The organism is Micromonospora sp. NPDC047557, from assembly GCF_043205095.1.
GTDB lineage: Bacteria > Actinomycetota > Actinomycetes > Mycobacteriales > Micromonosporaceae > Micromonospora.
Genome location: NZ_JBIDDK010000002.1, coordinates 292,302 through 306,013, shown reverse-complemented (window position 1 = coordinate 306,013; position 13,712 = coordinate 292,302). Strand labels below are relative to the sequence as shown.

The 13,712-nt window shown below is 73.1% G+C and carries 14 protein-coding genes; 6 read left to right on the top strand and 8 right to left on the bottom strand.

Features of this window, described 5'->3' with window-relative positions; translation table 11 throughout:
- Positions 1-173 precede the first annotated feature (173 nt).
- The 5 genes from ACGGAQ_RS09125 (at position 174) to ACGGAQ_RS09105 (ending at position 5,975) form a co-directional block, all read left to right on the top strand.
- Positions 174-2,783 carry a glycoside hydrolase family 9 protein gene (locus ACGGAQ_RS09125; protein WP_393046211.1) on the top strand — a complete coding sequence of 870 codons (2,610 nt, stop codon included), beginning with the start codon at positions 174-176 and terminating at the stop codon, positions 2,781-2,783.
- Positions 2,784-2,858: 75 nt separating this feature from the next.
- Positions 2,859-3,122: a hypothetical protein gene (locus ACGGAQ_RS09120; RefSeq protein WP_393046208.1), complete on the top strand. Its 264-nt coding sequence runs from the start codon at positions 2,859-2,861 to the stop codon at positions 3,120-3,122.
- 66 nt (positions 3,123-3,188) lie between these two features.
- Positions 3,189-4,439, top strand: coding sequence for a DUF222 domain-containing protein (locus tag ACGGAQ_RS09115; protein ID WP_393046205.1), 1,251 nt, complete (start codon positions 3,189-3,191; stop codon positions 4,437-4,439).
- A 127-nt stretch (positions 4,440-4,566) separates the two neighbouring features.
- Entirely contained in the window at positions 4,567-4,725 is a 159-nt protein-coding gene (locus ACGGAQ_RS09110) for a hypothetical protein (protein WP_393046203.1), read from the top strand.
- Entirely contained in the window at positions 4,725-5,975 is a 1,251-nt protein-coding gene (locus ACGGAQ_RS09105) for an MFS transporter (protein WP_393046200.1), read from the top strand. Before ACGGAQ_RS09110 ends, ACGGAQ_RS09105 begins: the two co-directional genes overlap by 1 nt.
- A 73-nt stretch (positions 5,976-6,048) precedes the next feature.
- Here ACGGAQ_RS09105 and ACGGAQ_RS09100 read toward each other — a convergent pair whose 3' ends face one another.
- From ACGGAQ_RS09100 to ACGGAQ_RS09080, 5 genes are read right to left on the bottom strand one after another with little or no spacing between them, the layout of a single operon-like run.
- Positions 6,049-6,306: a UBP-type zinc finger domain-containing protein gene (locus ACGGAQ_RS09100; protein WP_354858289.1), complete on the bottom strand. Its 258-nt coding sequence runs from the start codon at positions 6,304-6,306 to the stop codon at positions 6,049-6,051.
- Positions 6,303-7,877: a Na+/H+ antiporter gene (locus ACGGAQ_RS09095; protein ID WP_393046197.1), complete on the bottom strand. Its 1,575-nt coding sequence runs from the start codon at positions 7,875-7,877 to the stop codon at positions 6,303-6,305. Before ACGGAQ_RS09095 ends, ACGGAQ_RS09100 begins: the two co-directional genes overlap by 4 nt.
- 37 nt (positions 7,878-7,914) lie before the next feature.
- Positions 7,915-8,880 (bottom strand): TIGR03885 family FMN-dependent LLM class oxidoreductase, encoded by a 966-nt coding sequence (locus tag ACGGAQ_RS09090; protein WP_393046195.1) that lies wholly within the window; start codon positions 8,878-8,880, stop codon positions 7,915-7,917.
- A gap of 52 nt (positions 8,881-8,932) precedes the next feature.
- Entirely contained in the window at positions 8,933-10,348 is a 1,416-nt protein-coding gene (locus ACGGAQ_RS09085) for an NADP-dependent succinic semialdehyde dehydrogenase (protein ID WP_393046192.1), read from the bottom strand.
- Positions 10,349-10,360: 12 nt separating this feature from the next.
- Positions 10,361-10,624 carry a DUF6343 family protein gene (locus ACGGAQ_RS09080; RefSeq protein WP_354858297.1) on the bottom strand — a complete coding sequence of 88 codons (264 nt, stop codon included), beginning with the start codon at positions 10,622-10,624 and terminating at the stop codon, positions 10,361-10,363.
- 187 nt (positions 10,625-10,811) lie between these two features.
- On the opposite strand from ACGGAQ_RS09080, the gene ACGGAQ_RS09075 reads away from it, so the two are divergent.
- Entirely contained in the window at positions 10,812-11,660 is an 849-nt protein-coding gene (locus ACGGAQ_RS09075; RefSeq protein WP_393046189.1) for a GDSL-type esterase/lipase family protein, read from the top strand.
- Positions 11,661-11,676: 16 nt separating this feature from the next.
- Here ACGGAQ_RS09075 and ACGGAQ_RS09070 read toward each other — a convergent pair whose 3' ends face one another.
- The 3 genes from ACGGAQ_RS09070 to ACGGAQ_RS09060 form a co-directional block, all read right to left on the bottom strand.
- The gene (locus ACGGAQ_RS09070) at positions 11,677-12,432 is read right to left on the bottom strand and encodes an EcsC family protein (protein ID WP_393046187.1); all 756 of its coding nucleotides are present in this window, start codon (positions 12,430-12,432) and stop codon (positions 11,677-11,679) included.
- A 46-nt stretch (positions 12,433-12,478) separates the two neighbouring features.
- On the bottom strand, positions 12,479-12,625 hold the full coding sequence (locus ACGGAQ_RS09065) for a hypothetical protein (RefSeq protein ID WP_354858304.1): 147 nt from the start codon (positions 12,623-12,625) through the stop codon (positions 12,479-12,481).
- A gap of 106 nt (positions 12,626-12,731) precedes the next feature.
- On the bottom strand, positions 12,732-13,589 hold the full coding sequence (locus ACGGAQ_RS09060) for a peptidase M23 (RefSeq protein ID WP_393046184.1): 858 nt from the start codon (positions 13,587-13,589) through the stop codon (positions 12,732-12,734).
- Positions 13,590-13,712 lie beyond the last annotated feature (123 nt).

Sequence of the window (13,712 nt, the reverse complement as noted above, 5' to 3'; positions counted from 1 at the left end):
GAGCGCGCGGCCGGACCGGCCGCCCTCGTCGCGCGCCAGAACCCATCCAGTCGGATCAATTGACAGGGCGATCCGCCACTGGAAACATCGAGCCGACACTTGGGAGCGCTCCCAGGTTCCACCACCACCGCACCACCATCACCGTTCCTCTTCCCGTCCCGGAAGGACTCCCCGTGACGCCATCCCGACGCCGCCTCCTCCTGGCCGCGGCGACCACCCTGGCCCTCACCGGCGCGGGCGCCGGCGCGGCCCACGCCGACCCTCCACCGGACGCCCCCGAGCAGATCGACAACGGCGACTTCAGCGCCGGCGTGAGCCCCTGGTTCTCCTTCGGCACCGGCGCGCTCGCGGTCACCGACGGCCGGCTCTGCACCACGGTCCCCGGCGGGCTGGCCAACCCCTGGGACGCCGGCATCGGCCAGGACGGGGTACCGCTGATCGCGGGCGCCGAATACACCCTCGGCTTCGCCGTCTCCGCCACCCCCGGCGCGGCGGTCAAGGCCGTGCTCCAGCTCGGCAGCGCCCCGTACACGACATATGCCGCCGTGGACGCCACCGCGACCGGCACCGCCCAGCGGGTCGAGAAGACCTTCACCGTCCCGGACGACAACCCGAACGCCCAACTGATCTTCCAGGTCGGCGGCAGCGCGCAGGCGCAGACCATCTGCCTGGATGACGTCTCGCTGCGCGGCGGCGAGCCGCCCGAGCCGTACGAGCCGGACACCGGGCCACGGGTGCGCGTCAACCAGGTCGGCTACCTGCCCGGCGGCCCGAAGAACGCCACTGTGGTCACCGAGGCCACCGGGCCGCTGCCCTGGCAGTTGCGCTCGGCCGCCGGCGCCGTCCTGGCCAGCGGCACGACCACCACGCGCGGCGTCGACGCCGCCTCCGGGCAGAACGTGCAGACCGTCGACTTCTCCAGCTACCGCACGCCGGGCAGCGGGCTGACCCTGACCGTCGACGGCGAGACCAGCCACCCGTTCGACATCTCCGGCACCCTCTACGACCGGCTGCGCGCCGACTCGTTGCAGTTCTTCTACGCCCAGCGCAGCGGCATCGCCATCGACGGTGACCTGATCGGCGACGAGTACGCCCGCCCCGCCGGCCACCTCGGCGTGGCCCCCAACCAGGGCGACACCAACGTGCCCTGCCAGCCCGGCGTCTGCGACTACTCCCTCGACGTGCGCGGCGGCTGGTACGACGCCGGCGACCACGGCAAGTACGTGGTCAACGGCGGCATCGCCACCTACCAGCTGCTCAACACGTTCGAGCGGACCAAGACGGCGGCCACCGCCGACGGCGGCGCGAGGCTGGCCGACGGCTCGCTGCGGGTGCCCGAGCGCGGCAACGGCGTGCCGGACATCCTCGACGAGGCCCGCTGGGAGCTGGAGTTCCTGCTGCGCATGCAGGTGCCGGCCGGCAAGCCCTTCGCCGGCATGGTCCACCACAAGATCCACGACCAGAACTGGACCGGGCTGCCGCTCGCCCCGCAGGACGACCCGCAGCCACGCGAGCTGCACCCGCCATCGACCGCGGCCACCCTCAACCTGGCCGCCACCGCCGCCCAGTGCGCGCGGCTGTTCGCCCCCTACGACGCGGCGTTCGCCCGCCGCTGCGCCACTGCCGCGAAGACGGCCTACGCCGCCGCCAAGGCCCATCCCGCGGTGTACGCCAGCCCCAACGACGGCACCGGCGGCGGCGCGTACGACGACAGCAACGTCACCGACGAGTTCTACTGGGCGGCGGTCGAGCTGTACCTGAGCACCGGGGAGCAGACCTACCTGACCGACCTGAGCGCCTCGCCGCACCACACCGGCGACGTGTTCGACCCGCGGGGCTTCGGCTGGCAGAGCGTCGCGGCGCTCGGCCGCCTCGACCTGGCCACCGTGCCGAACGGGCTGCCGGCCACCGAGCTGACCCGCGTCCGCGCCTCGGTCACCGGCGCCGCCGACGCGTACCTGGCCGAGCTGCGCCGGCAGGCGTACGGGCTGCCGATGCCCGGTGACGCCAACAGCTACTTCTGGGGCGGCAACAGCAGCATCATCAACAACGCGATCGTCCTGGCCACCGCCTTCGACCTGACCCGTGACGCCACCTACCGCGACGGCGCCGTCCAGGCCATGGACTACATCCTCGGCCGCAACGCCCTGAACATCTCCTACGTCACCGGCTGGGGCGAACACAACGCGCAGAACCAGCACAGCCGGATCTTCGGCCACCAGCTCAACCCCGACCTGCCCCGCCCGCCCGACGGCTCCCTCGCCGGTGGCGCGAACGCGGCGCTGCAGGATCCGTTCGCGGCGCAGCTGCTCGCCGGCTGCAAGCCGATGTTCTGCTACGTCGACGACATCAACTCGTACTCGACCAACGAGGTCGCGATCAACTGGAACTCGGCGTTGGCCTGGATCTCCTCGTTCCTGGCCGACCAGCGCGAGGCCGGCGCGGTACCGGCCGTCACCTGCTCGGTGAACTACGCCAACTACGGCACCTGGCAGGGCGGCACCGGCTTCACCGCCCAGTTGACCATCCGCAACACCGGTGCCACCGCCGTCAACGGCTGGAGCGTGCGGTTCGCGTTCACCGGTGACCAGCGCGTCCGGGAGGCATGGCTGGCGAAGGTCACCCAGTCCGGCGCGACGGTGACGGCACGCAACGAGTCGCACAACGCCAAGATCGCCCCCGGCGGCACGGTGACGTTCGGCTTCAACGCCACGACCAACGGCGGCGCCAACCCCAGGCCGGGGCTGATCACCGTCAACGGAAACCCCTGCTCGCTGTCCTGAGCAGGCACGGCTGGTGGCCGCCCTCCCCCGGGCGGCCACCAGCTCCGCTGGACCTGCGTACCTACCATCACGAGCATGGATGGACGAACGTGGCTCCTGGCCGGGGCGGCGGCAGCGCTACTGCTGGCCGTTCTGCCGGTCTTCGCACTGCGGCGCCGTCGCCGTACCCGGGGCGACGGGCCCGAGGAGACGATGCGCCGAGCCCGCCAGGCGATCCGGGCGAGCGGGCACGAGCAGCGCCGCCAGCGCCGTGGCAGCCTGCGCGGCAAGGGCTACGGCGGGGACGACAACCGGGCCTACGACAGTGGCGTCACCAGCGACTCCGGCGGCATGCCCTGAGGCCCGCTCCCATCGTCGATGTAGGCAAGCACCAAAGTTGTCGTACACCTGTTCTATTGTCGGTCCATGGTGGAGGAGTTGACGCAGGCTGAGGCGGCGATCGCCGCGTGCGTCGACGCGCCGGCCTGGGCACTCACCGAGCCCGACCTCGTCGCGGCGCTCGACACCGCGCACCGGCTTGAGCAGCGCCTGGCGGCCGTGCAGCTGGCCCTCGTGCGTGAGCTGGACGGCCGCGGCACGGCCCAGGCGCAGGGCGCGTCCTCGACGGCCGTCTGGTTGCGTGACCGGCTGCGACTCACGGTCTCGGCCGCCCGGCGGCTGGTCGACCTCGCCGGCGCGCTGGACACCGGAGCGCCGGGGGTGCGCGCCGCTCTGGCCGGCGGCGACATCAGCGTGGAGCAGGCCCGCGTCATCGGCGACACGGTCCGCACGGTGCACATGGCCGCCGGCGCCGAGGCCGCCGACAAGGCGGTCGGCGTGCTGGTCGGGTGGGCCGGGCAGTTCGAGCCGACTCTCCTGCGCAAGCTGGGCAGCCGGATCCTCGACCATGTCGCCCCGGAGGTCGCCGAGGCCGCCGCCCGGGCCGCGTTGGAGGCCGAGGCCCGCCGCTCCGACCGGGACCGTCACGTCACCCTCTCCACCCTCACCGACGGCCGCCTGCGGCTGAGCGGCACCCTGGACGCCGAGGCCGGTGGCCTGCTCCGCGCCGCGATCGACCCGCTGACCGCGCCGTCCGGCCCGGACGACGCGCGGAGTCCCGGGCAACGCCGCCACGACGCCCTCGCCGACCTGTGCCGCCTCAGCCTGCGCACCGGCGAGCTACCCGAGCACGGCGGCGAGCCGGCGCAGATCGTCGTCACCACCAGCTACGACGGCCTCGGCCGGCAGCTCGGCGCAGGCACGTTGGACACCGGTTTCCAGCTCGCCCCGGAGACGGTCCGCCGGCTCGCCTGCGACGCCGCCATCCTGCCCGCCGTTCTCGGCAGCAGCGGCCAAACGCTCGACGTGGGCCGGCAACGCCGCCTCATCACCGGCCCACTCCGACGCGCCCTCGTGCTCCGCGATCACGGCTGCGCCTTCCCCGGCTGCGACCGCCCACCCCGCTGGTGCGACGCCCACCACATTCGACACTGGGCCGACGGCGGTGACACCAGCCTGGCCAACTCCGTGCTGCTCTGCGGCCACCACCACCGACACGTCCACCGCGGCGACTGGGCCGTCCGGTTGGGCGGTGACGGCCACCCCGACTTCATTCCACCGGCCTGGCTCGACCCCGAACAGGTCCCCCGCCGCAACCTCTACCACCGACGGACGTGACCGCGGCCCAGCCCACCAGCTGTGACGAGCGGGGCCCTCGGGTCCATGCCATTGCGGCGGGGCAGTGTGACCCGCCTCGCGTCGTTCGGGACCGCCAACTCCGCCCGGCCTGCCTAGCGTCGCCACCATGACTGTCAACGGCGACACGTTCGAACGGGCCACCGACAACAACCGCGCCACCGACAACAACCGGGCCACACACGGCACCCAGGCCACCGACGGCGACCTGGCCACCCCCAACGACCGGGTCATCGACCTCGCCTCGGCCGTGGTCATCTCACGCTGATGGGGGGCGTGTCGCCGCTACCGCCGGCCGGGCGGCTGCGCACCCTCTCCCTCGCCACGTTGGCGAACACCGTCGGCTCGGGACTGTGGCTGACCGGCGCGGCCATCTATCTCACCCGGGCCGTGGGGCTCTCCGCCGCCCAGGTGGGCCTCGGGCTCAGCGTCGCCGGGCTGGTCGGGTTGACCGCCAGCGTGCCGCTGGGTGGTCTGGCCGACCGGCGCGACCCGCGTACGCTGCGGGCCGTCCTCCAGGTGCTCCAGGCGGTGGTCGCGGCAACGTACCTGCTGGTCGGCTCGTTTCCGGTGTTCCTGATCGTGGCGGTGCTCGACCTGCTGCTGACCTCGGGCAACCTCGCGGTCCGCGCCGCGCTGATCGCCGCCGTCGCCGGCCCGCAGGGTCGGGTGCACGCCTTCGCCACGCTACGGGCGGTGGCGAACCTGGGCATCGCGGTCGGAGCAGGCCTGGCCGGGTTCGCGCTGGCCGCCGACACACACCTGGCGTACCAGATCCTGGTGGCCGGCAACGCGGCCACCTATCTCGTGTCAGCGGCGCTGCTGTTACGGCTGCCGGCCTGTCCCCCAACCGCGCAGCCGACGACCGCGCCGGCCCCGACGGCCGCTGCCCGCCGCGGACGGCCGCTGCGTGACGGCCGTTTCCTCGCGGTCAGCGGCGCGTCGGCGGTGCTCGCCCTGCACCAGACGGTCCTCACGCTGGTGGTGCCGCTCTGGGCGGTGACAGTGGTCGGAGCGCCCCCGCCAGTCGTGTCGGCGGTGCTGCTGACCAACACGGTGCTCACCGTCCTGCTGGCGGTGCGGCTGAGCCGCGGCGCGGACACCGCCGCTGCGGCGGCGCGGACGATGCGCCGGGCCGGCCTGGTGCTGGCAGCCGCGATGCTGCTGTACGCGGCCACCGCCCGCCTGCCCACCGCTGCGGCTGTCGCACTGCTGCTGGTCGCCACCGTCGTCTACACCGCTGGCGACCTGTGGCACGGCGCTGGCGGAGCGGGACTCGCCTACGACCTCGCTCCGCCGGACGCGGTCGGCGCCTACCAGGGAGCGGACGGCATGGTGGCGGGTCTGGCCCGCGCCGCCGGCCCGGCCCTGTTGACGCTCGTGGTGCTCGACGGCGGGATGCCCGGTTGGCTGGCCGTCGGCGCGCTCTTCGCCGTGGTGGGCGTGGCCAGCCCCGCGCTCACCCGGTGGGCCCTGGCTGGCCGCCCCGCGACGCCGGGCCGGACCGGCGGCCGGTGAGCGGTGGCCAAGCGCCCGGACGCCCCGCGACGCCGGGCCTGATGACCGGCCGGTCAGCGTCGTCCGGGACCGGTCAGCCGATCTCCTCGTCGACGAAGCACCAGCGCCAGGCCTCGCCCGGCTGCGCCGAGCGGATCACCGGGTGGCCGGTGGACGCGAAGTGCTTGCTCGCGTGCTGGTTCGGCGACGAGTCGCAGCAGCCGACCTGGCCGCAGCTCAGGCACGTACGCAGGTGCACCCAGTAGGTGTCGCCGATGGCGACGCAGTCGGCGCACTCGTCGGGGGTACGCGGCTCGGCGGTGCCGGCCTCGGTCAGGTGCTGACAGCTCACTGCTCGACCTCCTGCCGCAGCAACGACTCTTCCAGGTCCAGGTCACGATAGGCCCGCACCAGCACCTCCTCGGGAATTCGACCGGCGTCCCGGGCGGCCCGGAACACGTCCCGCTCGGCGTCGATCATCTTTTGTCGCAGCCGACCGTACGCCTGCGACGGGGTTTCCCGCTCGTCGCCGCCGAGCCGTTCCCAGGCCATGTTGGTGCGGTCCTCCTGCACCCGGCGCAGCCGATCCACCACGGACCCGGGTGCGCTCTCGGCCAACTCCTCCAACCGGTCCCGTGCGGCCCTGCTGGCCTGCTGCTGCACTCCGGCGGCCGACAACGCGTCCTGCACCGGGTCGTCCTGGGGCAGCTTCAACCGCCGGGCGACCAGCGGCAGCGTGGCGCCCTGACCGACCAGGGTGACCACGATCACCGCGAAGGCCAGCCAGATGAACAGGGCCCGGGGGTACGGCTCGGCGTCGGCCAGGGTCAGCGGGAGGGCCAGGGCGGCGGCCAGCGTCACCACGCCCCGCATTCCGGCCCAGCCGATGATGATCGGGAACTTCGGTGACGGGTTCGGATCCCGACGGCGGATCCTGGGGACCAACCGGGCCAGGTAGGTGGCCGGGAAGAGCCAGACGAACCGGGTCAGGAAGACGGTGGCGAGCACCGCGAAGGTGATCAGGACGAGCGAGCCGGTCGGCTCGTCGAGCTCGCGCAGCACCTCCCGCAGTTGCAGCCCGACCAGGAGGAAGACCAGTCCTTCCAGCAGGAACCGGACCAGCCGCCAGAACGCGCCGACCTGCAACCGGGACGCCGCCGACAGCAGTTGCGGCAGCTTGTGCCCGAGCACCAGGCCGGTGACGACCACCGCGACCACACCGGAGGCGTGCAGGTGCTCGGCGGTGAACACCACCGCGAACGGGATGATCAACGACAGCGCGTTGTCCAGCAGCGGGTCGCTGATCCGCCGGTGCAGGAAGCCGAACACCAGCGCCCCGAGCGCACCGATCAGGATGCCGCCGCCGGTGGACCGCAGCACCTCAAGGGCGATCTTGTCGGTGCCGACGGCCGTGCCGATGGAGGCCATGGTCGCGACCCGCAGCAGCACCAGCGCGGTGGCGTCGTTGACGAGGCTCTCCCCCTCCAGGATCGTGACCACCCGGCGGGGCAGCCCGACGCGGCGGGCGACGGCCGTGGCGGCCACGGCGTCCGGCGGGGCGACCACCGCGCCGAGGGCCAGGCAGATCGCGAACGGGACCTGCGGCAGCAGCAGGTGCAGCACGACGCCCACCGCGAACGCGGTGAACAGCACCAGGCCCACGGCGAGCAGCAGGATCGGCCGGATGTTGTTCTTGAAGGCCGGCACCGACGTCTCCAACGCGGCGACGTACAGCAGCGGCGGCAGGATGCCGATCAGCACCAGCTCCGGTTCGAGCTCGATCTGCGGGAAGCCCGGCACGAACGAGAGCGCCAGGCCGAGTACGACCAGCACGATCGGCGCGAGCAGGCCGAGCCGGCGGGCCAGCGCCGCGCCCAGGGTGGCGATCGCCAGGAAGACGACGACCGGAAACAGGCTTTCCATGGGGTACGAGCCTAGGGGTCGGGCGGCCGACGCCCGATCAGCCGCCCGGGCGCAGCTTCGGCAGCACCTCGGCGCCGAACGCGTCGATGAACCCGCGCTGTTCCTGCCCGACGTGGTGCAGGGCGATCTGGTCGAAGCCGAGCCCCACGTACTCCTCCAGCCAGCCGACGTGCCGGCCCAGATCGGCCGAGATGTTCACCACCTGGGCGATCCGCTCGGGTGGCACGTCGGCCGAGACGACGTCGAAGTGCTCGACGGTCTCCAGGTCCCAGCAGACCGGAGGGGTGAAGACGTTGCTGCGCCACTGGTCGTACGCGAGCGCCTCGGCCTGCGCCTGCTCCGGCGCCCAGGAGACGTGCACCTGGAGGTGCAGGGGGCCGCGCCCACCGGCGTCCCGGTACGCGTCGATCATCTCGCGCAGGTGCTCCACCGGCGCGTTCACGGTGATCAGCCCGTCGGCCCACTCGGCGCACCAGCGGGCCGTGGCCACGCTGACGGCCGCGCCGACCAGCGCGGGCGGCTCTTCGGGGCGGGTCCACAGCCGAGCCCGGTCCACCCGGACCAGACCGTCGTGGCTGACCTCCTCGCCGGCCAGCAGTGCCCGGATCACGTCCACGCACTCGCGCAGCCGGGCGGCGCGGACGTCCTTGCGCGGCCACGGGTCGCCGGTGATGTGCTCGTTGCTGGCCTCGCCGGTGCCCAACGCGGCCCAGAATCGACCCGGGTACATCGCGCCGAGGGTGCCGATCGCCTGCGCGATGATCGCCGGGTGATAGCGCTGGCCGGGGGCGTTGACCACGCCGAACGGCATGCCGGTGGCCTGCAGCGCGGCACCCAGCCAGGACCAGGCGAAGCCGGACTCGCCCTGCCGGGCGCTCCACGGGGAGAAGTGGTCGGAGCACATGGCGGCGTCGAAGCCGGCCCGCTCGGCGTGCATCACCGCCTCCAGCAGGGCGCGCGGAGGGATCTGCTCGTGGGAGGCGTGGAATCCGAACGACGTCATGGGCGCACTTCCTACCCATGACGTCGTCCGGTGATGCGTACCGCGCGGGAAGCTACTCGGCGTGCGCGCCGGCCCCGGCGGATGCCGCGCCCTCGCCCACCCAGACCGTCTTGATGTTGCAGAACTCCCGCATGCCCAGCTCGGACAGCTCCCGGCCGTAGCCGGAGTTCTTCACACCGCCGAACGGCAGCTCCGGATAGGAGGTGGTCATCCCGTTGATGAAGACGTTGCCGGCGTCCAGGTCGGTGGCGAAGCGCTCCTGCTCGGCGGCGTCCCGGGTCCAGGCGTTCGACCCGAGGCCGAAGCTGGTCCCGTTGGCCACCTCGATCGCCCCCTCGTACGAGGACACCCGGTACAGGCCGGCGACCGGCCCGAACACCTCCTCGGACCACATCCGCATCTGCGGCGTGAGGTCGGTGACCACGGTCGGCGGGTAGTACCACCCGTCGCCGGCGGGCAGCTCGCCGCCGCAGAGCACCGTCGCGCCCTTGTCCACCGCGTCGCGCACCTGGGCGTGCACCTCGTCGCGACCGCGTTCGCTGGCCAGCGGACCCACGTCGGTGTCGGGGTCCATGGGATCGCCGACGCGCAGCGCCGCCATGTTCGCGGCGAACTTCTCTGCGAAGGCGTCGAAGACGTCGGTGTGCACGATGAACCGCTTGGCGGCGATGCAGGACTGGCCGTTGTTCTGGCAGCGGGCCGTGGTGGCCACCTCGGCGGCGGCGTCCAGGTCGGCCGAGGGCATCACCACGAACGGGTCGCTGCCGCCCAGCTCCAGCACGGTCTTCTTGACCTCCCGACCGGCGATCTGGGCGATGGAGCGCCCGGCCGCCTCACTCCCGGTGAGGGTGGCCGCGCGGACCCGGGGGTCGGCGAGGATCCGCTCGACGGCGTCCGAGCCCACCAGCACTGTGGTGAACGCCCCCTCGGGGAAGCCGGCGCGACGGAACACGTCCTCCAGCAGCAGCGCCGTCTGCGGCACGTTCGAGGCGTGCTTGAGCAGGCCGGCGTTGCCGGCCATCAGCGCCGGGGCGGCGAAGCGCATCACCTGCCAGAGCGGGAAGTTCCACGGCATCACCGCGAGCACCACGCCGATCGGCTGGTAGCGGATGAAGGCCCGGGTCGCCTTCACCGCGGCGGCGTCGGCCGGCTGGTCGGCGAGGAACGCGGGCGCCTTGTCGGCGTAGAAGCGGGCCGCCGTGGCGCACTTGGTCACCTCGGCCTGCGCGGAGGCGTACGTCTTGCCCATCTCCGTCGTCATGATCCGGGCGATCTCGTCCCGCTCGGCGTCCAGCAGGTCGGCGGCGGCGTTCATCCACCGGGCGCGCTTGTCGACGGTGGTGCCGCGCAGCTGCTGGTACGCGAGGTCGGTGCGCTCGATGGCGGCGTCGAGCTGTTCGGTGGACATCGCCTCGTAGGTTTTGAGCACCTGTCCGGTGGCGGGGTTGGTGGTGGCGATGTGGGGCATCTCGTCCTCCTGTCACTCGAACAGCGAGTGTCGTACGCCCGGCTCCTCACGGCGGCGAGCGGCGCGGCGGCGCTGGATCACGACCAGGTCGACCACGGCGACGACTGCGAAGATCGCGCAGAGCACGCCGAGCCAGGCGAGCCCCGCCCAGAACGCCAGCACCGCGAACAGCACCATGATCACCAACCCGAAGCCGGCGAGGGTGAGCCGGAGGTTCAGCGCGCTGTACGCGTGGCCGACCGTGCCACGGGCACGCCGGGGCTGCGATCTCGTCATACCTCCTGAGCTACCCCCGATCGGCGCGGTTAACCGGTAGCCATCGCGCGCGCTGGTAGCGCTTATAGCACTCGGGCAGCTCTTTCGACGGCGCTCGGCCACATACCCGACAGCAACTTCCCGCCCGACCACGTCCAGCGCATAGAGTTACCGCGCTGTCGCTCTGTGCTGCGAGACGGGGGATGTCATGCCTCGACGCTGGGTTGCCGCCCTGGCCTGTCTCGCCGCGCTTGTCGCGCTGGCCTGCGAGGGCGGCACGTCGGCCTCCCCCCGTCCCACGAAGAGCACGCCGTCCGGCGGGCCCGGCGGCATCGCCGCGCTCGGCGACTCGATCAGCACCGGCTTCGCCTCCTGCCTGGTGCTCACCTCCTGCGAGCGCAACTCCTGGTCGACCGGAGACGGCCTGCGGGTGCAGAGCCACTATCGCCGGCTGCTCGACCAGAATTCCGCGATCCGCGGCAAGGCGTACAACCACGCCCGGCCCGGCGCCCGCGCCGACGCCCTCGAGGGCCAGGCGCAGGCGGCCGTACGCGACCGCGCCGACTACGTCACCGTGCTGATCGGCGCCAACGACATCTGCCGGGGCGGGGTGGACGCGATGACCTCGGTGACCCAGTTCCGGGCCGACGTCGACCGGGGCCTGCGCGTGCTGCGGACCGGCCGGCCGAAGGCCCGGGTGCTGGTGGTGAGCATCCCCGACCTCTACCGGCTCTGGGAGGTCGGGCACGGCGACGCGCGGGCGGCACGAGCGTGGCGGCGGGGCATCTGCCCGGCGCTGCTGGCCAACGCGACGTCGACGGCGCCCGCCGACAAGGCCCGCCGAGCCGCCGTCCGCGACCGGATCGACGCGTACAACGCGCAGTTGGTGGCGGCCTGCCGGGCGTACGGCTCGCGCTGCCGGCACGACGGGGGCGCGGCGCACAAGGTCCGCTTCAACCTCGACCTGCTCAACCCGCTGGACTGGTTCCACCCCAACGCCACCGGTCAGGGCCGGCTGGCCGAGGTGACCTGGCGCTCGTCCGGCCTGGCCGACTGAACCGCCCGAGGGCGGTTCAGGAGCGGCGAGGCTCCGGAACGGCGGTGCCGCGCCGACGGTAGAGCGCCCGGGAGCGCTCGGCGAGGTCCTTGGTGGCGGACGAGTTGGCCCAGGTGCCGAGCACGATCGCCGCGCCCGGGACGATCTTGGCGACGAGTCGTTTGGCGGCTCGGACGCCGGCCATCTGGGCCAGCCGGACGCCGAGCTGCAACATGACCCGCCCCAGCGGGCGCTGGCCGCCCAGGCCGAAGAGCGCGTCGGCGCGTTCCCGGCCGGCGGCCACCCCGAGCGCCAGGCGGGCGCTCTCGGCGACCTTGTGCACCCGCTGGAGCACGAGCAGGTCGGTCGCCCGGTCGCTGTGCAGCGGGTCGACGTCGTACGCGGCGGCGATGTGCAGGACCATGCGCGCCTGGGTCCAGGCCAGCACGCCGACGTCGAGGACGGCGCCGGGCAGCCCGGCAGCTCCGGAGACCGCCCCGGACAGGCGAGCCAGGTTGACGAACTTGCGGGCCGCCTGGTCGGCAAGGACGTCGGACGAGACGCCGGGGTGCTCGCTGCGGGCGCGGGCGGCCCACTGCGCGGCCTCCGGCCCGAGCCGGCGCACCGCCTCCAGGGCGAGGTGCTCCGGGGCGTACTGCGGATCGTCGCGCATCCGGTCCCAGAGTCGGGCCGGCGGGCCCTCGGGAGCGGCCGCCGGCGCGGCCGGCAGGCCGGCCGACGGCTCGGGCGTGGGCGCGGCGGGCTGACCGCCGGCGGGCGGGGTGTCGGTCACCGGGTCTCCCCAGGGGTGGGTACGGGCAGGACGGCCGGTGGCGCGGTCAGCGACGGCGGTTGGACAGTCGCGCCGCCAACCCCTTGAGCTTCTGCTGGTTGGCGGGCTTGGCCAGCTCGCGCCGACCCCGGTCCACCAACTGCTGGCCCTTGGGCGATCTCAGGAAGGTGCTGATCCGCTGCATCAAAGACATAACGTCCTCCTGTCGGTGATCCCTCAGTCATGTGTACCCCGAACCCGCAACGGATGTACCCGGGACGCGACAGGCTCAACCCTCACCGTCCATAGTGGTCGGTAGGCTACCGCCCGGTCGGCACGATCGCGTCGACCACCCGGGTGGCCCGCCACTCGTGCTGCTGGTAGTGCTCGGGGTACGCGGAGACCTGCACCGCCTGCGCGGCGTCGGTGAGCCGCATCTGCTGCCAGCCGGGCACCTGCTCCAGCGCGCTGAGGAACTGCCGGGTGGCGAACTCGGGGTCCATCAGCCGGCCGACCGGGCCCCAGCCGCTGCTGGAGCGCTGCTGGAACAGACCGACCGAGTCGTGGTCCCAGCCGACGCCCTGGTGCGGGTAGTCCTGCGACTCCGGCAGCACGCCGCTGGCGACGTTGTAGAGGTTGCTCTCCTGCATGGCGGTCGCCACCGCGATGACGAGGCCACGGCGCGGGACGCCCATCTTGCGTCCGGCGCGGACGATCGCCTCGGCGTTCTCCATCTGGTCGTCGTCCAGGCCGGCGACCGGCGCCGGGTCGGTCGGCTGCGCCGGGGCGACCTTGCGGGCACGCGAGGTGGTGTCCGGGTCGGCGGAGGTCGGGGTGGCAGACGGGGTGGCAGAGGGGGCGGCAGAGGGGGTGGCGGCGCGATCGAGGGAGCGGGACGCGCGCTCCTGCTCGGCGCGCTGCGCCAGCTCGGCGCTCGAGTCGACCCGCGTCGCCGCGCCGGCGGTCTCGTCGCGGACCTGTGCGACGGCGACCAGAGCGAGGCAGCAGACCACGCCGGTGGCGAGGGCCACCTGGGCGCGGCGTCGACCGGTCAGGTCGCGGGCGTACGCCCGAAGCCGACTCGCGGCGGTTGTCCGTTCGGCTGAGGTGCCTTCCTCCATTTCGGTGGTGGGGCTGCTCGGGGCGTACGGGTCGTCGAGGGTGCCGTCGTCACGCATCAACCGAGGCTAGGCAGGCCGAAACCCCGATCACGCACGGTGATCACGTGGCCCTCGCCACAGAATCGGGGTCCTCGGGTGGACGAGCGGGGCGGCTCGACCCGCCCGGGGAACGGACCTCGC